The organism is Prevotella marseillensis (assembly GCF_900625065.1).
GTDB lineage: Bacteria > Bacteroidota > Bacteroidia > Bacteroidales > Bacteroidaceae > Prevotella > Prevotella rara.
Window position 1 is genome coordinate 1328929 of sequence record NZ_UYXY01000001.1, and the last position, 21128, is coordinate 1350056.

At 36.6% G+C, this 21128-nt stretch carries 16 protein-coding genes; 8 read left to right on the forward strand and 8 right to left on the reverse strand.

Annotated elements, in window-relative coordinates; all coding sequences use genetic code 11:
* Positions 1-561: 561 nt before the first annotated feature.
* Positions 562-3282, forward strand: coding sequence for a pyruvate, phosphate dikinase (gene ppdK / locus EJL04_RS05590; RefSeq protein WP_053398543.1), 2721 nt, complete (start codon positions 562-564; stop codon positions 3280-3282).
* 229 nt (positions 3283-3511) lie between these two features.
* Here the strand turns inward: ppdK and EJL04_RS05595 are convergent, their stop codons facing one another.
* From EJL04_RS05595 to EJL04_RS05625, 7 genes are all read right to left on the reverse strand, one after another.
* Complete coding sequence (locus EJL04_RS05595) at positions 3512-4225, reverse strand: LytR/AlgR family response regulator transcription factor (protein ID WP_021854207.1); 714 nt, start codon at positions 4223-4225, stop codon at positions 3512-3514.
* On the reverse strand, positions 4197-5276 hold the full coding sequence (locus tag EJL04_RS05600; RefSeq protein ID WP_125104330.1) for a sensor histidine kinase: 1080 nt from the start codon (positions 5274-5276) through the stop codon (positions 4197-4199). The genes EJL04_RS05595 and EJL04_RS05600 overlap by 29 nt, the downstream gene beginning before the upstream one ends.
* 42 nt (positions 5277-5318) lie before the next feature.
* Complete coding sequence (locus EJL04_RS05605; protein ID WP_125104331.1) at positions 5319-6557, reverse strand: ABC transporter permease; 1239 nt, start codon at positions 6555-6557, stop codon at positions 5319-5321.
* A gap of 118 nt (positions 6558-6675) precedes the next feature.
* Positions 6676-7443, reverse strand: a complete 768-nt coding sequence (locus EJL04_RS05610; protein ID WP_021854204.1) for an ABC transporter ATP-binding protein — start codon at positions 7441-7443, stop codon at positions 6676-6678.
* Between the two features lie 11 nt (positions 7444-7454).
* Entirely contained in the window at positions 7455-8642 is a 1188-nt protein-coding gene (locus EJL04_RS05615) for an efflux RND transporter periplasmic adaptor subunit (RefSeq protein ID WP_125104332.1), read from the reverse strand.
* A 9-nt stretch (positions 8643-8651) separates the two neighbouring features.
* Positions 8652-9977, reverse strand: coding sequence for a TolC family protein (locus EJL04_RS05620; protein ID WP_241209943.1), 1326 nt, complete (start codon positions 9975-9977; stop codon positions 8652-8654).
* Between the two features lie 141 nt (positions 9978-10118).
* Entirely contained in the window at positions 10119-10721 is a 603-nt protein-coding gene (locus EJL04_RS05625) for a riboflavin synthase (protein ID WP_053398588.1), read from the reverse strand.
* Between the two features lie 620 nt (positions 10722-11341).
* On the opposite strand from EJL04_RS05625, the gene mltG reads away from it, so the two are divergent.
* The 7 genes from mltG to EJL04_RS05660 all read left to right on the forward strand — a co-directional run bounded on the left by mltG (position 11342) and on the right by EJL04_RS05660 (position 19591).
* Positions 11342-12367, forward strand: coding sequence for an endolytic transglycosylase MltG (gene mltG / locus EJL04_RS05630; RefSeq protein ID WP_021854200.1), 1026 nt, complete (start codon positions 11342-11344; stop codon positions 12365-12367).
* Positions 12368-12630: 263 nt separating this feature from the next.
* A complete protein-coding gene (locus EJL04_RS05635; RefSeq protein ID WP_125104333.1) occupies positions 12631-14349 on the forward strand; it encodes a glutamine--tRNA ligase/YqeY domain fusion protein in 1719 nt (572 codons plus the stop codon).
* Between the two features lie 4 nt (positions 14350-14353).
* On the forward strand, positions 14354-15781 hold the full coding sequence (locus EJL04_RS05640) for a tetratricopeptide repeat protein (protein WP_125104334.1): 1428 nt from the start codon (positions 14354-14356) through the stop codon (positions 15779-15781).
* A gap of 594 nt (positions 15782-16375) precedes the next feature.
* Entirely contained in the window at positions 16376-16792 is a 417-nt protein-coding gene (locus EJL04_RS05645) for an EamA family transporter (protein ID WP_021854197.1), read from the forward strand.
* The gene (locus tag EJL04_RS05650; RefSeq protein WP_125104335.1) at positions 16789-17466 is read left to right on the forward strand and encodes a response regulator transcription factor; all 678 of its coding nucleotides are present in this window, start codon (positions 16789-16791) and stop codon (positions 17464-17466) included. Before EJL04_RS05645 ends, EJL04_RS05650 begins: the two co-directional genes overlap by 4 nt.
* A complete protein-coding gene (locus tag EJL04_RS05655; protein ID WP_125104336.1) occupies positions 17463-18524 on the forward strand; it encodes a sensor histidine kinase in 1062 nt (353 codons plus the stop codon). The genes EJL04_RS05650 and EJL04_RS05655 overlap by 4 nt, the downstream gene beginning before the upstream one ends.
* A gap of 380 nt (positions 18525-18904) precedes the next feature.
* Entirely contained in the window at positions 18905-19591 is a 687-nt protein-coding gene (locus tag EJL04_RS05660; protein ID WP_125104337.1) for a phosphatase PAP2 family protein, read from the forward strand.
* A gap of 194 nt (positions 19592-19785) precedes the next feature.
* On the opposite strand, the gene EJL04_RS05665 is transcribed toward EJL04_RS05660, so the two are convergent.
* Positions 19786-21072, reverse strand: coding sequence for an IS1380-like element ISBf11 family transposase (locus EJL04_RS05665; RefSeq protein WP_125103926.1), 1287 nt, complete (start codon positions 21070-21072; stop codon positions 19786-19788).
* Between the last annotated feature and the right edge of the window lie 56 nt (positions 21073-21128).

Here is a 21128-nt window from a genome sequence, read left to right on the forward strand (position 1 = left end):
AACACACTGGAAATCAACACATTACAAAAAGCGCAAGAATCAAACAGTACAAATCCATATTAAATACATTGCCAAACATATGCTTTTACATATAAATTTATATTGATTTAGAGTCCGAAAGTCAATGAATTATATGTTAAAAAGCGGTTAATTATCAAACACAAGCCACAATTTTCACACAAAAACGTTAATAAACCGCCGACATAGCAATGACATTAAGTAAAGTAAAGTCTATTTAATCCCATTATTCTTACATACAACCACTAACATGTTGGGCTATATTTTAGCAAAAACATTACAAATTGTTAGCCAACCATACAATACACGCAAATTACATTATTTAACATTTAAATAATTAAACTTGTAAAATGGCCTGTTTACAAAAAAACGAGTATGCAAACAATAATTTCCAAATGACATAATAAACGCATATTTACAAAACAAATTATATTGATTGTACCTAAAAACAGAGAAAAAAATTTGTTAGTTAATAAAATTTAAGTATATTTGCACATAACAAAAATCTTGGATAAAAAATATACATGAAAACCATAAATTAATATGACAGAAAAAAGAGTTTACACCTTCGGTAACGGAAAAGCTGAAGGAAAAGCAGATATGCGTAATCTGCTAGGCGGAAAAGGTGCCAACTTGGCCGAAATGAACCTTATCGGAGTGCCAGTTCCTCCTGGTTTCACTATTACAACAGATGTTTGTAACGAATATTTTGAAAAAGGCAAAGAAAGTGTTGTTGCACTTTTAAGCGACGACGTAAAAGCATCTGTACATCATATAGAAACTTTGATGAACAGCAAATTTGGCGACGTAGAGAATCCTCTGCTCGTCAGCGTACGTTCCGGAGCACGTGCTTCAATGCCTGGTATGATGGATACAATCTTGAACCTCGGTCTAAACGACAAGGTTGTTGAAGGTTTGGCAAAGAAAACCGGAAATGAACGATTCGCATACGACAGTTACAGACGTTTTGTACAAATGTACGGTGATGTGGTTTTAGGAATGAAACCAGTAAACAAAGAAGACATCGATCCGTTTGAAGCTATAATTCAGAAGGTAAAGGCTGTACGAAATATAACTCTTGACAATGAAATGACTGTTGACGAACTCAAGCAACTTGTCAAATTATTCAAAGAGGCTATAAAGAAACAAACAGGCAAGGAATTCCCTGACGACCCAATGGAACAGCTTTGGGGTGCTATATGTGCCGTATTCGACAGCTGGATGAATGAACGTGCCATCCTTTATCGTAAGATGGAAGGAATACCTGCTGAATGGGGTACTGCTGTAACTGTTATGGCCATGGTATTCGGAAACATGGGACAGACGTCAGCAACAGGCGTATGCTTTAGCCGTGACGCAGCCACCGGAGAAAACTGTTTCAATGGTGAATACCTTGTTAATGCACAGGGTGAAGACGTTGTTGCCGGAATACGCACACCTCAACAGATAACAAAGGCACGCTCTATTGAATGGGCTAAGCAGCAAGGCATTTCTGAAGAAGAGCGAATATCTAAATACCCGTCAATGGAAGAAGCTATGCCTGAAATATATGCACAGCTCAATGCGCTTCAGGAAAAGCTTGAACACCACTATCATGACATGCAGGACATGGAGTTTACCGTTCAAGAAGGAAAACTTTGGTTCCTGCAGACACGTAACGGAAAACGTACAGGTACAGCAATGGTTAAAATTGCGATGGACCTGCTGCGTGAAGGAGAAATAGATGAAAAGACAGCCTTAAAACGTTGCGAGCCTAATAAGCTAGACGAGCTGCTCCACCCTATTTTTGACAAGAACGCATTAAAGACCGCAAAGGTACTCACAAGAGGTCTTCCAGCTTCACCAGGTGCAGCTTGCGGACAAATTGTTTTCTTTGCCGACGATGCGGCAAAATGGCATGATGACGGCAAACGCGTAATAATGGTCCGTATAGAAACCAGTCCTGAAGATTTGGCCGGTATGGCAGCAGCAGAAGGTATTGTAACAGCAAGAGGCGGTATGACTTCTCACGCTGCAGTTGTTGCAAGAGGCATGGGTAAATGCTGTGTGTCTGGTGCAGGAGCTTTGAATATTGACTATAAAGCACGTACTGTTGAAATAGACGGCGTAATGCTTAAAGAAGGCGATTATCTCTCTATAAACGGATCTACAGGTGAAATCTATCTTGGTGAGGTAAAAACCAAGCCGGCAGAGGTTACAGGTGATTTTGCTTCACTTATGGATTTGTGCAACAAATACACAAAACTCGTCGTACGAACAAATGCAGACACTCCGCACGATGCAGCTGTAGCCCGTAATTTTGGTGCAGTCGGAATCGGACTCTGCCGCACAGAACACATGTTCTTTGAAAATGAGAAGATAAAGGCAATGCGCGAAATGATTCTGTCGGATACAGTTGAAGGTCGCGAAAAAGCACTTGCAAAACTTTTACCATATCAGAAACAAGATTTCTATGGTATATTGAAAGCAATGGACGGATATCCTGTCAACATCCGCTTACTTGATCCTCCTTTGCACGAGTTCGTTCCCCACGATCTTGAAGGTCAGCAAATCATGGCCAAAGAAATGGGAATAACCGTTCAGGAGATTCAGCAGAGAGTAAACTGCCTAAGTGAGCACAATCCTATGCTTGGTCACCGCGGATGCCGCCTTGGCAACACATATCCCGAGATTACGGCAATGCAGACAAGAGCCATATTGGGTGCTGCAGTTCAGTTAAAGAAAGAAGGATTTGATCCTAAACCAGAAATCATGGTGCCTCTCATCGGTATCGTCAATGAGTTTGATATGCAGGAGAAGGTCATTCGTGAAACGGCAAAAGAGATTTTCGAAGAGGAAGGTATAGAAATAGCATTCCGTGTTGGAACTATGATTGAGATACCGCGAGCAGCTTTAACAGCTGATCACATTGCTGCGAAAGCAGAATACTTTAGCTTTGGAACTAACGACTTGACACAGATGACATTTGGATACAGTCGCGACGATATCGCCAGCTTCCTGCCTGTATATCTTGACAAGAAGATACTTAACGTTGACCCATTCCAGGTTCTCGACCAGAATGGTGTTGGACAGCTTGTTAAGATGGCAGTAGAAAAAGGCCGCGCAACTCGTCCTGAACTTGTATGTGGAATTTGTGGAGAACATGGAGGTGAACCTTCATCAGTTAAGTTCTGCCATAAAGTTGGCCTAAATTACGTCAGCTGCTCTCCATTCCGCGTGCCTATCGCACGTCTTGCGGCCGCGCAAGCTGCTGTTGAGGAATAAAGACTAAAAACAGTTAACAATAAAGATAGGCGGCAAGTATATTACTTGCCGCCTATCTTTATATTACATTCGTATTCAAAATAATATGAGCATGGGCATTATTCACATGAATAAGGGACTTATCATGTCATTCTGCTCTTCATTACCACAATTTCACCCACATAAGGATAAATACGTATATCATTTAAAATATAAATTACATAAATATCCCCAAGTAGCCTTCTGTCTATTATTGCAAAATATGGTTATCAATAAAACTTTGGAACTGATTTTTATAACTTTCTGAAACAGGAATAATCGTACTGCCAATAATGATGCGCCCACGATCAATCATCTCCACTTTTGTCATATTGACAATAAAAGACCGATGAACTCTCATAAAAGGCGGATGCGGAAGAAAATCCTCCAACTTCTTCATGTTCATAAGAGACAATACTGGTTTCTTGTTATCAACAAGATACACCTTAATATAGTCTTTTAGGCCTTCGATATAAAGGATATCATCAAATCTAACCTTTACTAGTTTATACTCACTTTTAATATACAAAAACTTATCTTGAGACATTGTCTCCTGACGGTTCATTGTCTTAAACCATTCAACAGCTTTGTTGACAGCCATAACAAACTGCTCATAACTTATCGGTTTTAAAAGATAGTCTATAGCATTAACCTTGTAGCCATCAATAGCATAACGGTCAAAAGCCGTTGTAAAAATAATACGAGTTTCCTTCGGTATAATATTAGCAAACTCAAGCCCACTAAGTTCAGGCATCTGAATGTCTAGAAACAACAAATCAACAGGATTATTTCTTAACACTTTCATTGCAGAAACAGCACTATCATAAGTTCCTGTAAGTTTTAATTCAGGAGTCTTCTCTGCATAACTGGCAAGCAATCTCGCTGCTAATGGTTCATCATCTATTATCGCACAATTTAATATCATAAATAATAATTTTAGAGTAATATACTTTATTTAAATCATCTACACCTTTTATCCATTCATATTTATCTTTATATGCAAGGTCCAAACGTTTCGCAACTTGCTTAAGACCTATGCCATGCCCACTTTTATCTGAATTATTTTTAGGGAAATTGCTGTTTTTTATTTCAAACTCAATTTTTTCACCATCAGAAAACAGATTAATTGAAATAAAGCTAGTCATAGTAGGACTAATACCATGTTTAAAAGCATTCTCAACTAATGAGATTAATATTACCGGCGCAATGAATATATCATTAGAAGGCGGTATGGATATATTTAATTTTATATTAACGTTTTCACCTGTTCTAATACGCATTAAATCAACATAATGTGTAATAAAATCAGCCTCTTCTTTCAAGGTTATGGCATTTTTCTGTGTACCATAAAGCATCTGACGCAATAAAGCGCTCAAAGAAAGAACGGCCTTCTGGGCCTTTGACTGATCAAAAGAGATAAGTGCATATATATTATTTAATGTATTAAGCAGAAAATGTGGATTAATTTGGTTACGCAAATTTTTTAATTCGGCCTCTGTTTTTTGTATTTCCATTTCGCGTCTTGCGGCTTCGGCTTTTTGCCATTTCATCGCAAGACACAATAAGGTTCCCACTGCTGCAGAAAAAGCAAATGAACAACCATTGCGAATGGTCAATGATAAGAATACAGACATTTTTGTAAAGCGTTCATGTTGTGGTGGCGTCCAACCAGCCTCCATCTCACGTATATGTATATAATCCATCATAAATTGCATACATATCGCCAATATTGTAATAACAAAAACGTTAATTACAATATAAACATTTTTTCGACGACTTGAAATTATGCAACGTGGAGCAAGCCAAAAATAATTAAGATAAAATATGACGCACATAAACGCAGGGAAACACAAGCGGATAAGATACATCACGGCATCATACTGTATGCGCTGTGGAACAAAGATAACCGAAGGCAAGGCAACGATAATCCAACAAAACAGATGAAAAATAATTAAGAATGCGTTCTTTTTGCTCATAGTTTCCAATCAATTCTAATTTCTTAATCAATTCATATTAGCCTACTCATACCTAATAGCTTCTATCGGATCAAGTTGAGCAGCCTTCTTGGCCGGATACCATCCAAAGAAAACTCCAGTTGCCGTACAGACAAAAAAGCTAAGGAATACACTCCAAGGCTGTATAAGCACTGGCCATTTGGCAAATATATTTACTCCAAAAGTAGCACCGATACCAATGAGTACCCCAATTAATCCACCAGTAACACTTAAAAGAATTGACTCTATGAGGAACTGGCTCAGGATGTCTACCCCTCTTGCTCCGACACTCATACGCAAACCGATTTCACGAGTACGTTCAGTAACACTGACATACATGATGTTCATTATTCCAATACCTCCTACGACAAGAGATATGCCTGCAATACATGCCAACAAGATTGTCATTAGGTCTGTCGTTGAGTTCATCATGGTAGCCAACTCTTCTTGAGAACGTATATTAAAATCATCCTCATCGCCTTCAAAATCATCTGTGGCATCCTTTAGTTTATGCTGAGAACGTAAAATCGATGTAATTTCTTCTGTAGCTTTATCTGTCAAGTCCTCAGTAAGAGCAGAACATGAAATACTCTGTACGTAGGTTATAGCAAGTATACGTTTCATAACAGCCGAATAAGGCGCAAGCACCAAATCGTCCTGATCCATACCCATAGAATTGTATCCTTTACTTTTCAGGACACCTACAATACGAAAAGGAATCGTGTTAAAACGTATAACCTTCCCTACGGGATCAGATCCATCAGGAAAAAGATTATCAACAACAGTTTTTCCAACAACACAAACTTTTGCACTAGACTTTATATCTTCATCTGAAAACATCTCTCCGTCTTCAACGTCCAATTTTCGTATTGTCAAATAATCCTGGTTCACTCCATATATCGTTGATGGTGTATTGTTATTACCATTGATAAACTGGCCAGAACTATTTACCACAGGACTTATTGCACTAATATATTTGCATTGATCTTTTAGTGCTTCATAATCTGTCAATTTAAGCGTTTCCATTGAAGAAGCTTCTTGTCGCACACCTCCACGCATATCCTGCCCAGGCATAATCATTATCATATTTGACCCCATTTCGGATATTTGTTTTTGTATACTTTGCTTGCTGCCCTGTCCTATTGCCAACATGGTAATAACCGATGCCACACCAATTATTATACCAAGCATCGTAAGAAAAGAGCGCAGCTTGTTTGCAGCTATCGCACGTAATGCTATCTTAAATAAATTGGTTATACTCATTTGTTCTTTAATCTCTTTTTAAACCTCAGCTTTTAAATTTCCCAAAGGTACGATAAATCTACATTATATGAAAGTCCGAGCTCATATAAATACGAATTAATCTCCCCATATAAATAAATCAATCATCTCGAGAAGGCGGCAGCTCTGCAAGAGCTTTAGCAGCAGAAAGAATGTTATTATTAACTTCATCACTTCTTACAATACCATCACGAAGGACTATATTCCGACTCGAATAATTCGCAATATCAGGATTATGCGTTACAAAAATAATAGTTCTTCCTGCTGCATGCAATTTCTGGAATAGGACCAATATCTCGAAAGACGTGCGCGTGTCAAGATTTCCAGTAGCCTCATCTGCAAGTAAAACAGCAGGATTATTGACCAATGCACGCGCAATGGCGACACGTTGCATCTGACCTCCAGACATCTGATTTGACTTATGATAAAGACGATTGCCCAATCCTACAGCCTTCAGAGCTTCTATTGAACGCTCACGACGTTCTTTTGCACTAATACCAGGATTGTACATTAAAGGAAGCTCAACATTCTCTATACTGGTTGTCTTTGGCAAAAGATTATAATTTTGAAATACAAAGCCTATCTTGCGATTCCTCAATACAGCCCTTTCCGGTTTTTTCATTTTACGTACAGATATGCCGTCAAGATAATACTCACCACGACTAGGAGTATCGAGACATCCTAATTGATTAAGAAGAGTTGATTTACCAGAACCAGACTTACCCATTATGGTAACGAATTCTCCTTCATATATTTTAAAAGATACACCTCGCAGGGCATGTACAGTCTCATCACCAACATGAAAATCACGAAACACATTCTGAAGTTCAATGACTACCTTACGATTATCTGAATTAATATCTGACATTTCCTTATTAATTATTTTTTCTTGTTTTGACCAGGCCCTTTAGGAGCAAACGGACTAGACTCCTGCACTGAAGCTTCAGATGGCGGAACAGCATTGCCCCCATTGCCCATACCGACTTTTATCTCTGTTATTATTTTTGCACCTTTTTTGATACCACCAAGCAACTCTGTATTAATTCCATCACTGATTCCAACAGTTACAGGATGAGCCTCAAAAACATTATTACTAAATGTCCAAACTTTTTTACTGCCTTTACAATCTTTTATTATAGCATCTCCTATCAGTTCCTTTGTAGGAGTAAACCTTAATGCCTTATTCGGGACACTCAACACATTAGATTTCTCAAGTGTATAAATTGTAACATTGGCAGTAAGACCTGGTTTTAACTTTAAATCCTTATTAGGAGCACTAATTACCACCTCATAAGTAACGACATTATTAGTTGTCGTGGCCTCCTGCCTAACCTGAGTAACGGTACCTGAAAAAGTGTCATCCGGATAAGCATCAACTGTAAAAGAAACGCGTTCTCCTTCTTTAACATCACCAATATCAGCTTCATCAACATCTGCAATCACTCTCATGTCCGTAAGATCTCTTGCAATAGTGAACAATGTAGGAGTTTCAAAGCTAGCCGCAACAGTCTGCCCTTCTTCAACCTCTTTTGACAATACGACTCCATCTATTGGTGATGTGATAGTAGCATATCCAAGATTAGTCTGAGCTTTCTGAACGCTCTCTTTTTGCTGTCTTACTGCATCTTGTGCCTGACGGTATGACAATAATGCATTCTCATAATCATCAGCGCTAATTAGACCTTTTTTATATAGCGCATTATAGCGTTTATAATTAGCCTGCTGGTAACGCAAGTTACTAGTTGCATCGCTCAAATTAGCCTTTGCAATATTTAACTCGCTGATAAGATTTGTCTTATCCAGTTCAGCTATAACCTGTCCTTTTTTGACAACAGTATTATAATCGACATAGATTTTATCAACTATACCAGATACCTGTGTACCAACGTCAACAGAGGTCACAGGCTCTATCGTACCTGTCGCTGTAACACTATTAGAAATATTGCTCACACCAACTACAGCAGTGTCATATGAAATCTCATGCTTTCCTTTGCCGCAGAAAAACAAGCTGCAACAAACAACGATAATGACAACAACTGCCAAACTAATGATAATCTTTTTCTTCATTTTACCGGGTTATATTAAATTCATTTCTTCACCTTTATAGAAATTAAGTAGTTGCAAATAAAGAATGGTCATATATTTGCTCTCTAAACGACTCTGCTGAGCATTAAGTAATACTGTTTTTGCATTAGTAAGCTCAACAATATTTTTAAGACCTAAACGAAATTGTTCACTTAAAAGCCCATAACTTTCTTCTGCACTACTAACACTAACTTGTGCCGACCTAAAACGCCGTTGATTTGTCATCGCATTTATCCAAAATCCTTGAATTGTTAAAGCAAGATTACTTTGAGCATCTGCAACTTCAAGTTCTGATTGCTGAAGCCCCATCTTTGCCTTATTAATTGCTGTTTTAGTTGAACGATTGTCAAATATTGGTATACTTAAGGTGACGCCTAGCGAACCATTAAAATTGCTTTTCATTTGATTTGTCCAATTTTGCCCGATACCTGTTAGCGTGTTTGTCCCCACTCCTCCAGAAAGACTTATTGTGGGACTATAACCAGCTTTAGCAATCTCAATATCCAAATTACTGGCCTCAACACCTAATTTTGCATTTTGCATTTCCGGGCGAAGCGAAAGAGCATTATCTAAGACTTCTTTTGCAGAAGGTATAACTCCAAGAGCCTGTTCATCTGTTGAACTAGGCAAAGCTATGTCAAAAACATAATCATAGTTTAACCTAAGAAGGTTTTTCATCTGAAGCTTATAATCTTCTAATTCACCTTTAATATTTACAAGATTATACTCATCTGTAGCGACCTGCGCATCAAGTTGAGCCAAATCAGCTTTTGACAACGAGCCGACATCGTACATTTCCTTTCCCCTTGCCGCATTCTGTTTACTTATCTCAAGTATTTGAGCGTTTACATCAACAGCTTCGCTGACATATAAAATCTGAACATAAAGCTGGACGATCTGCTCCTGAATACTATTAACATTTTCTTCTAAGCTTAAATTGGCCTGCTGGCTTGTTATCTTCTGCAATTTTATATTGTTATGATTTTTATTTCCATTCCATACAGTCCAAGTTGCATTTAATCCATAATCGCCAGCATAGCTACCTTTATCCGTTTGAGATTTATCACCACTTAAAAAAGGTTGATAACCGGCCTGATGAGTAGTTGAAAACGACAATGACGGAAAAAGACTTGCGCTTGCCTCTTTAACATCTTCTTTTGTAGATGCAACAGAAAGGATACCGGTTTGTATCTTTATGTTGTTCTTAATCGCATAATCAATGCATTCCTTTAAAGTCCACTGTTTTACCTCGCCAGCGAACGCTATCGCAGGTGTCAAAAACAATGCACCGATCATAAAAAATTTTGTTATCTTCATATCCTTGCATTAAATAATCTGTATGCAAAAATAAGAAGAAAAAAAATACATAAAAAACAAAATGGATATATGTAACTACTTAGTAGAGACAATTATCCATTTTGTCGATTTTCGCCAAAAGTCTTAACAAAAGTTATTTAATTATGATAAAGAACTTAACCTGGCTATATACTTCCCAAGAATATCAAACTCGATATTGACCTTACTTCCTAATTTAATATCACAAAAATTTGTATGTTCAAATGTATAAGGAATTATCGCGACCTGAAATGTGTCCGCGGTCGGGTTACATACAGTAAGAGAAACACCATTTACCGTTACACTACCTTTATCTACTGTAAAATATCCACGACGAGCCATCTCTTTGTCAAACGGATATTTAAACGTAAAATAAGTACTGCCGTTGGCGTCTTCAATATTAATACATTCAGCCGTCATATCAACATGACCTTGCACAATATGCCCGTCAAGACGTCCATTCATTATCATTGAACGTTCAACATTAACTTTATCACCAACAGATAACAAGCCAAGATTTGAACGCTCCAATGTCTCCTTCATGGCTGTAACAGTATACTCATCATTATCAAGGTTCACAACAGTAAGACACACACCATTATGTGAAACACTTTGGTCTATTTTCAATTCATTTGCAAAAGAACATCTGAATGTATAATTTACATTATCTTTATCTTTTTCAATTGCAGACACTATAGCCATATCTTCTATAATTCCAGAAAACATAATAATGATAACTTTTAAATTAAACAATATGGGCAGGATACGATCCTGCCCTTTATACTGAAAAAGACCGTACCAGTGATGTGATGAAACTCCGAGCAATATAAGGATTTGAGAGCTCTCCGCCTTTGTAATCCACCGGCTTTACAGCTATATCATAAGATATTGTGGCCCGCCATTAGCAAAAGAAGTCTTCTCGGTTTTCAGTTTTAATTTGATGAGTATCCCGATCGAACTAATACGGTCTGTATTTACATCTTTTGATGATGCAAAATTACATATTTATTCTCAATGCTGCAAATATTTCAATACGATTTTTATGAATTAGCATATAATACTTTTTCATTAGCAAAAAACTTTTAGTATTCCACAATACATAGCATTAACATTTATTTTAGACTGAATAGAATACGTCCTTAGTCACAAGCATTTCATTATAAATCATTTATCTTGCTTGAACTACTCCATTACATGCATTAATCACCACCTTATGTACAGCCAAATAAAATGACCCGACAAAATAAAATTCAATATCACGAAACATTAAAAAATAAAATATTATTATATTCTATTCTAATTCAAAAATAAAATGTAATTTTGCGCCCGAATAAAAAACCACAGAAATGAAAAAGGCAACATCAAAAAAAATTCTAATTGTAACAGCTATTTGCGCTGTAATAGCATGTCTTCTTTGCTATTATTATTTATTTTCTTCAATGTCTACAAAAGAAAACAACACATATGTATATATAGATGATGACGATAATATTGACTCTGTATATGCAAAGCTTGAACCTATAGCAACAAGCAACTCTATGTCAGGCTTCAAAATATTGGTAAAATACAGTTCATATACAGAAAATATCAGAACAGGACGATATGAGATTGAAAAAGGGAATGGCGCATTTACAGTGTTCAGAAAACTAAAAAATGGCCTTCAATCATCAGTAAACCTTACAATACCAAGTGTAAGAACTGTTGATAAGCTTGCTGAAATCATCTCAAAGAAAATGATGATGGATAGTTTGTCAATACATAAAGCACTGACAGATTCTGCAACATGTGCAAAATACGGATATACAACACAAACAATATTGTGCATGTTTATCCCCAATACATATGAATTATATTGGAACATTTCCGTAGACAAATTTCTAGAAAAAATGAATAAAGAAAACAAAAAGTTCTGGAATTTTGAGCGGACTCAGAAGGCTAAAGCCATGAACCTGACAAAAGAAGAGGTAATAACAATGGCAAGTATTGTTGACGAAGAAACTGCAAACGACCAAGAAAAGCCTATGATTGCAGGAATGTATTACAATAGATTAAAAGCCGGAATGCCATTACAAGCAGACCCGACTATAAAATTTGCATTGCAGGACTTCAACATAAGGCGCATTTACAATAACATGTTGACCGTTAAAAGCCCATATAACACATATAAAAATATAGGTCTGCCTCCCGGCCCAATAAGGATTCCAACTGTTGCGGGCATCGATGCAGTGTTAAATCACGTTCATCACAATTATTTATATATGTGTGCAAAAGAAGATTTTAGCGGTACACATAACTTTGCTGAAACATATGACGAACATTTAAAGAATGCAGCAAAATACTCTGAAGCATTAAATAAAAGAGGAATTCAATAATCACAATATATGTCAAGTGCAGGACTATGATTTTAGAGGATCTAATAATAATAAGATCACTAAATCATAGTCCTGCATTGTTTAATGCATATAAATTAAGACAAAGATTAAATTAAACGGTAAACCTAGTAAATATTAGTTGCAATTTCTTAATTTGTCTTTGATTACTAATAACATAAGCCACACAAAACGATAAAAACGACTACAATTTGTTTTGTTTTGTCTTAGGTTTACATTATCTTTGCACAATAATTCAGATTATTATGGTAATGAACGAAGAGATTAAGAATGAAGAGAAGAAAAGTCTTAGCTTTGTTGAGCAACTAGTAGAAAGCGACTTGGCAGAAGGTAAAAACGGAGGAAGAATACAAACACGTTTTCCGCCTGAGCCAAACGGATACTTACACATAGGACATGCTAAGGCTATTTGCATGGATTTCGGTGTCGCTGAGAAATACAACGGCATCTGCAATCTACGCTTCGATGACACAAACCCAAGCAAAGAAGATACCGAATATGTTGATTCTATTCTTAATGATATAAAGTGGCTGGGATTTCATTGGGAAAACGTTTATTATGCTTCTGACTACTTCCAACAGCTTTGGGATTTTGCCGTATGGATGATCAAAGAAGGAAAAGCATATATAGACGAACAGTCAAGTGAAATGATTGCCGAGCAGAAAGGGACACCAACACAGCCCGGCACGCCATCGCCCTATAGAGACAGACCTATTGAAGAAAACCTTGAGCTCTTCAATAAGATGAACACTCCTGACGTGGAAGAAGGCTCTATGGTTCTACGAGCTAAACTTGATATGGCAAATCCGAATATGCATTTCCGTGACCCTATTATGTATCGTATAATACATACACCACATCATCGTACAGGGACAAAATGGCATGCATACCCGATGTATGACTTTGCACATGGACAAAGTGATTTCTTCGAAGGAGTAACCCATTCAATATGCACACTCGAATTTGTCCCCCACCGTCCACTCTATGATAAGTTCATTGACGAACTGAAAGCATATAAAGGTGAAACAGAAAACATCAATGACAATCGTCCCAGACAGATTGAATTCAATCGTCTAAATCTTACATATACTGTAATGAGCAAACGTAAATTACATGCGCTTGTTGATGAGCATAAAGTAAACGGATGGGACGATCCTCGTATGCCGACTATTTGCGGTATGCGCAGAAGAGGGTATTCACCAGAAAGCATTAGAAACTTCATAAAGAGTATCGGATATACAAAGTTTGATGCTCTTAATGATATGGCACTTCTCGAAGCTGCTGTCCGTGACGACCTTAACAAAAGAGCTATAAGGGTTTCGGCAGTTGTCAATCCCGTGAAACTTGTTATCACGAACTATCCGGAGGGTCAAACCGAAGAAATGGAGGCAATCAACAATCCTGAAAACGAAGCTGATGGAAGCCACATGATTACTTTCAGCAGGAATCTATGGATTGAACGTGAAGACTTTATGGAAGATGCTCCTAAAAAGTTCTTCAGAATGACTCCAGGAAAAGAGGTACGCCTTAAAAATGCATATATAGTTAAATGTACAGGATGTACAAAAGACGAGAACGGTAACATTACAGAGATACAAGCCGAATATGACCCTATCAGCAAAAGCGGCATGGAGGGAGCAAACCGCAAAGTAAAAGGAACGCTACATTGGGTAAGTGCAGACTATTGCCAAAAAGCAGAAGTAAGAATATACGACCGTCTGTTTAACGTGGAGAATCCTTCTGCTGACGAAAGGGATTTCAGAGAGCTTCTTAATCCTGACTCACTCACAATTATCCCTGAGTGTTATGTTGAAAAATTCGCAGCAGAAAAGAAGCCGGGAGAATATCTGCAGTTCCAACGCATTGGATACTTCATGGCCGATTTAAGTTCTACCCCCGACCATCTTGTTTTCAACAAAACAGTCGGCCTAAAGGACACATGGTCTAAAATTAATAAAAATTGAATAGATGTCATATAATAACTCTGAAGATTATTTTGAGTCAAACGAATTCAAAGCTACTCTGAAAAAATTTGAAGAAGCTGAAAGGCGTGGACAGGAAATAATATTAGATTCCGAAGAATTTGTTGATATTGCTGAATATTACTATAATCATGGCAAAGTTAATGCTGCAATAGAGATAATCAACAGAGCTATAGACCTATATCCAGGAGCTGCCGCTCCGCTTTTATTTAAAGCGAGAATGGCACTTCTGGATTACAATGACATTAATAAAGCCAATTTATACGCAGACTTAATTAACGACAAGAATGATTTAGAATATTTCTACCTCAAGGCAGAAATAATGATTAATGAGGGTAAAATAGAAGAAGCCGACAACTACCTTGAAAATAAATACGAAGAAATTGATGATGACGAAAAAGACTATTTTGCCATTGACACAACAGCTTTATACATAGACTATAACATTATAGGAAAAGCTAATAAGTGGATAAAGAAATCAGAAGCAGTTGATACAGTCGAATATAAAGAGCAATATGCAAGGATTATGATGGAAAATGGCGATTATAAGAAAAGCCAAGAGCTATTTAATGAATTAATAGACAATAATCCCTACTCCACTCAATATTGGAACTCGCTTGCATCTTCACAATTTTTATGCAATAATATTGAGGAAGCCATACAAAGTTGTGAATTTGCCCTTGCAATTAACCCTGAAAATGCAACGGCGCTCCTAAACAAAGCAAACGGTCTGTATAATCTCGGGAATTATAAAGAAGCCTTGAAATATTATACAAGATATTGCGAACAATGCCCTAATGACGAAAATGGCGAGACTCTGATAGGATTCTGTAATATGTTGCTTGAGGATTATCTTAATGCCATTAAACATTTTCAAATTGCAGAAAGATTATCTGCACAGAATTCTCCAATGCTAACAGACATTTATAAAGACTGGGCATTTGCATTATGCCGTCTTGGAAGAATTGACGAAAGTATGACAGTCCTTGACAAAGCGCAAAATATAGGATGCGACCAAAATGAATTGTTGGTTTACAGAGGCAGCCTGCTTATCGGGAGCGGACGTTTTTATGAGTCTAAAAAATATTTTCTTAAAGCAATCAAAGACTCTGGCTACTCTCCAAATATTGTAATGAAGACCGCAATCGTTATTTACGAAAGCGGAAATATTAACGTAGCATACAAGATGTTTCAAATGCTATACAAGAAATATCCTAATTGGACTAAGGGATACGCATATTATGCAGCCATTTGTTACTCTCTAAATAAAGAAGACGAATTTCTGAAAAATCTTAAAAAGGCAGTAATATTTTCACCTGAAGAAAGTAAAATTGTATTAGGAAAATTATTTCCAGAAGATATGGAAACAAATTATTATTACCAATATATGCTCAACAAACTTGGTAAATCATGATAATGCTGCATCAACTAAAGGTTTATTAAATACTAATTATCTGAAGACTAGGGAGAAAAGTATCCCGCTAAAATTTCTATATTTAATCAATCAAATTTCATTTTTATATTTTCATATTAATTAAACAAAGGAGGATAATAACCTCATTTATCATGAAGCAGACAGAGGCGTTTTCCTTGACTTGACATCAAAGCATAAACATATAAATTGCGAAACATAAAAGACGAATTAATTTCCCTTATAAAAATTGAAACATTAAGCATCATTCTCATTATACTTTAGTACGAATTCACCACAAAGGACGAATCATCAATAGAAGAAAGCACAAAATAGTTTCAAATTGAAAACCTATTATTTACGTATAAGAACTCAGTAACTTTTGAACAAAAAGTGGCTGAGTTATCATGCATAAACCATAGGATTATCTCATTGAAACAAATGCATACATAAAATTTAAGTTGAATAATTTAATCTGCGACAATGAAAAATGCTCTTAAAGAAGAAAGATATTATTTTTTTATAAAAAATTTCATTATATTTGTTTTTAACATATAAATGATGTATTTTTACGTCACAATATGAATATAATGTATTATGTGGAAATATTACGCATTATTGTCCGCCCTATTTGCCTCATTAACAGCTATATTTGCCAAAATAGGCATTAAAGATGTAAATTCAGACTTAGCTACAGCCATAAGAACATCAATAATAGTATTATTGACATGGGGCATTGTTCTATTTTGTGGAGTTGAAGATAAGATTAAGGATATCAGTTTACACTCATGGCTATTTCTTATTCTATCAGGTATAGCCACAGGATGTTCTTGGTTGTTTTATTTTAAAGCTTTACAAAATGGTGATGTCTCACGCGTTGCCCCAATAGACAAACTTAGTGTTCCACTAACTATATTTATGTCATTTATAATATTAAAAGAACCTATCAGCTTTAGAACCATTGCGGGCGGAATATTAATCACAGGCGGAAGCATACTCTTATTGTTAAAATGAAGATACTTATAATTGAAGACGAAAGAGAACTTTCAGACAACATTGTTACATTCTTAAGTTCTGAAAATTATTTGTGTGAACAGGCATTCACCTTTGCAGATGCAAGAATGAAAGTGCATTTATATGAATATGAATGCATTGTTCTTGACATAATGCTGCCAGATGGAAACGGCCTTGAACTATTAAAAGAAATCAGAGACAGACATAGCCAAGTAGGAGTAATCATTGTGTCAGCAAAAGACTCTATTAATGATAAAATAACAGGCCTGGAAGTAGGTGCTGATGACTATCTGGCAAAACCGTTTAGTCTGCCGGAACTTAAAATGCGAATATACGCGATCATCAGACGAAAAAAATTTTATACCAGCAATATTCTGTGCAGCAACGGCATAAAAATTGATCTGCTAAAAAAGACCGTAACAATAAACTCTGAAACAATAACCCTCACAAGAACAGAATACGAACTGCTGTTATTTTTAATAAGCAATAAGAATAAGGTTATATCAAAACTTTCTATGGCCGAACATTTAACCGGAGAAATGGCCGACATGCTAGACAATCATAATTTTGTATATACGCATATCAAAAATCTGAAGGCAAAACTTACAAGACAAGGATGTTCAGAGTGTATTAAAAATATTTACGGTACAGGATACAAATGGATAGAAGAATGAGAAGAAGTAATCTTATAGACAAAGCCATGCTACAGTTCACCATTTGCGTAACTATTCTCATGCTATTGGCAACGCCATTATTTTATTGGCTCACAAAACACTATTATGCAGAAGACCTCATACTGGTTATTGATACAATAAAACACGGAAAAGACATTCCCCCACTCGATGTTGAACGAGACATCATGCATGGAATCATGATACAATTCGGACTGATAATATGCATCATCGGAATATCTGTAATATTAATAATGAAAAATATTTCTGTAAAGCTTTGGACACCTTTTTATTATACACTAAGCCAAATAAGCAGATTTAAACTTGAGGACAAAAAGGTGCCACAGTTTCCGGAAAACAAGGTAAATGAATTTACTAAATTAAATGAGGCTGTAACAATCCTTATGAGAAACAGCCTGATAAGTTATAATATACAAAAAGAATTTACAGAAAATGCATCACATGAGATGCAAACACCTTTAGCTATATTCCAAAGCAAACTCGATAATTTGTTACAAGACGAGCATCTCACTAAAAAGCAAGCAGATACGATACAAGACCTTTATAATCTTACAGTACGCCTGACACGCCTCAACAAGAATCTATTATTGCTTGCAAGAATAGACAACAATCAATATAATGAAATGTCTGAAGTTGATATAATAAATATCTTAAATCGTATGTTGCCCTTGTTACATTCTATATCTGATGGGATAACTATTATAAGAGATTTTAAACTTCCGTCTATGATAATTAAATGTAATAGCACTCTTTTAGAAAGCATGATCAACAATTTAATTGTAAATGCTTTAAGACACAACCAAATTAATGGTGAAATAATAATAACAGTTGAGCAAGACAGAATGATTATCTCAAATACATCAAATGGAATGGCACTTGATGAGAACTTATTGTTTAACCGCTTTTATAGACCGATACGCGATAATAAGGGCAGCGGTCTTGGGTTATCCATCGTAAAAGCGATATGCAAATTTCACAACTGGAAAATTGAATACAAACACATTAACAACAAGAATCATTTTATCATAGCATTTAAATAATATATAAAGATATCCTTACCATAATTGGCCATCATCATAAATATTCACTTTACGAATTAATCATAACCACCTATAAATCGATACATTACAACGACAAGACATCTCATCCAAATAACATATCCATAACGATAATAATGCCAAGCAGTATTATTGCATAATAAGTATGATTAATAAATTAATCTATACAGAAAGGCCAACACAAATACATTCGCCCGTAAATATTATTTATAATAAAATTGTCTTATAAAACCTTTCTGTTCTTATAGTTTAGCATTATCATTTATACCAATAACACCACATAAAATGCTATATTTAACACTATTGTCCTAAAATCTACAAAATGTCTTCAAAATTTCCACTTATTTTTGTGCAAAAAACAGATGAAAAGAACTATTATCATATCTACAATTTCAGCAATAATAATCGTTTTTTGTATTATTCCAGGGTATTTATATCCTATTTTTGAAATATTGGATGCTATAGACAAACAATTAACAATTGCTTTAAATTTTAATGGAGGCTCAATTGTAGATGCTATTCTATATGCCATGTCATCAAGAATAACATGTTCAATCTGTGTTTTAATAGCAATCACTTTATATTTTCTAAGAAAAAAAACAAAACTAAGAAGATATCTTGTTATTGTTCTGGGATTAACACTCGTCATAACATTATGTGATCAGATATCAGCTTCTGTTATAAAGCCATATGTATGCCGTTTAAGACCATCACACACCATTGGCGTATGCGAATTTTTACATTACGTATATGGTTACAAAGGAGGTCAATATGGATTTGTATCCATCCATGCAGCCAATACATTAGGAGCCGCCGCATTTTTATCTTACATAATTAAAAACAAAAGAATTACAATTTATCTGTTTACATGGGCTTTTATCGTTTGCTATTCTAGAATATATTTAGGGGTGCATTATTTGGGCGATGTAATATGTGGTGGTATTCTAGGCGCTGCGATAGGATATACAACAGCTTTCGCTATAAACAGCATTATCATTAGATACATCACATGGAAACATCTTCGTTCATATAAAGCCCAATTAAGATAAAAACGCTGAAATAAACATTATATCCTCAAATCCGCAACCGCCCTCATAAGATGACACAGAGGTCAAAAAGGTAGCGACACTGTGGCAAAAGAGGGTGCAACGCAGCAAAAATCGCCACAAAGACGCATTAAATCCCCTTACCCCACCATGCGACTTGAGGCAATACGCAAAATCACGACCATAAGTTGTCGGTGTCATCCAAAGTCATTCTGGAACACATCAGCATAAGCGTTGTTGCATGAATAGATATTCAGCACATACTGCCTTGATGTCCTGACCCATTTGGCTGGCACAGAGATGAACTTGAAGACAAACGCCTTGATGCGGCTTGTTGCTTTGAGTCCGAACCTCTTCACGTCAAGCCTCGCCATGATGAATTTATAGAAGTTGCGTATGAGTGCCGTAAGCAGAAGAAACACCGTGTTTTCTCCCATGAAGGATTTTGGAAGCCTGTTCCAGCCGAATCCGTTATTCATGTCATCGAAGATGCGTTCCTTCCCTCCACGGAGGTTATAGAATTCGACAATCTCTTTCTCGGAAGACTCGTAGTCATTTGTAAGGATGCAGCGGTAGGTGTATTCTCCTTCCCACAGGTCGAGTTCGCCGTCTATCCGCTTCTGTCTTTGAATCACAAGACGGTATGCCTTCCCTTTCCATTTCTCGATGAGAATGGAGGCCAGCTCAAACTCAATGCCGCCCAATTCCACTTTCTTCCAACCTCTGAGGGCAAAGATGTCATTGTAGAGCGAACTGCATCGGTTGGCACGGATATAGAAGGTCTTGCAGTGTTTAGCAATCTCTTCCACTATCTCTTCAGAACACGAGCCGCAATCAGCTCTGAAACGGTTGATAATAAGCTTGTTCTGTTCAAACCTTTCAAAGAACCTCTTCAGCGTGTCCTTCTGGTGGAAACGGACATTTGTGTTGCCGTCGCTGTTCTCAATGCCGACAATCAAGTCGCCAATAACCGCCACGCCAGGGTGATAACCAAGGAACTTCTTGTATGTAGGCTTCGCATCATACTTCTCAGCCTCTATGAACTGGTGGTCGAAGTCAACGTCATACCCCTCGCCCTCTTTCAGTTGCCCTGTGGACAATAGGCAATTGAGGAGCAGTGTATTCAGCTTGTCTGCCGTGTTGAAGTCGTAGGTCTTGCCAGTGTCGGATGTGTAGGAAATGTTATCCTGGGTCAGTTCCTTTATGGCTCTGAGAATCGTGTCGGCACTGCATGTGCGAAGTGTCGGATGAAGCGAGAGGTGGTACATCAGATGAGTGGTGACATCCTCTATGCATGAGCCGCCACAGAAATAAACGCTCATAAGCGAACGGATGATTTCGCTGTATTGATAACCATACAGCCTGCATCTCATACCGAGGGTTGAGTCGATTACAGATGAGAGATTGGAGTCAAATTGCTCCATTATTGAAAAAATTCCTCCAAAAGGAGAGAGTTTCTCAGATTTTATTGCTACCTTTGCCATGTCTGTCGGGTTTGATACATATTTTGATTTGCAACACTAAGATAGGTGAAAAATCT

Coding starts and splice junctions, on each gene's coding strand:
- ppdK (WP_053398543.1), top strand. CDS start 562: ATGACAGAAAAAAGAGTTTACACCTTCGGTAACGGAAAAGCTGAAGGA.
- EJL04_RS05595 (WP_021854207.1), bottom strand. CDS start 4,225: ATGATATTAAATTGTGCGATAATAGATGATGAACCATTAGCAGCGAGA.
- EJL04_RS05600 (WP_125104330.1), bottom strand. CDS start 5,276: ATGAGCAAAAAGAACGCATTCTTAATTATTTTTCATCTGTTTTGTTGG.
- EJL04_RS05605 (WP_125104331.1), bottom strand. CDS start 6,557: ATGAGTATAACCAATTTATTTAAGATAGCATTACGTGCGATAGCTGCA.
- EJL04_RS05610 (WP_021854204.1), bottom strand. CDS start 7,443: ATGTCAGATATTAATTCAGATAATCGTAAGGTAGTCATTGAACTTCAG.
- EJL04_RS05615 (WP_125104332.1), bottom strand. CDS start 8,642: ATGAAGAAAAAGATTATCATTAGTTTGGCAGTTGTTGTCATTATCGTT.
- EJL04_RS05620 (WP_241209943.1), bottom strand. CDS start 9,977: ATGAAGATAACAAAATTTTTTATGATCGGTGCATTGTTTTTGACACCT.
- EJL04_RS05625 (WP_053398588.1), bottom strand. CDS start 10,721: ATGTTTTCTGGAATTATAGAAGATATGGCTATAGTGTCTGCAATTGAA.
- mltG (WP_021854200.1), top strand. CDS start 11,342: ATGAAAAAGGCAACATCAAAAAAAATTCTAATTGTAACAGCTATTTGC.
- EJL04_RS05635 (WP_125104333.1), top strand. CDS start 12,631: ATGGTAATGAACGAAGAGATTAAGAATGAAGAGAAGAAAAGTCTTAGC.
- EJL04_RS05640 (WP_125104334.1), top strand. CDS start 14,354: ATGTCATATAATAACTCTGAAGATTATTTTGAGTCAAACGAATTCAAA.
- EJL04_RS05645 (WP_021854197.1), top strand. CDS start 16,376: ATGTGGAAATATTACGCATTATTGTCCGCCCTATTTGCCTCATTAACA.
- EJL04_RS05650 (WP_125104335.1), top strand. CDS start 16,789: ATGAAGATACTTATAATTGAAGACGAAAGAGAACTTTCAGACAACATT.
- EJL04_RS05655 (WP_125104336.1), top strand. CDS start 17,463: ATGAGAAGAAGTAATCTTATAGACAAAGCCATGCTACAGTTCACCATT.
- EJL04_RS05660 (WP_125104337.1), top strand. CDS start 18,905: ATGAAAAGAACTATTATCATATCTACAATTTCAGCAATAATAATCGTT.
- EJL04_RS05665 (WP_125103926.1), bottom strand. CDS start 21,072: ATGGCAAAGGTAGCAATAAAATCTGAGAAACTCTCTCCTTTTGGAGGA.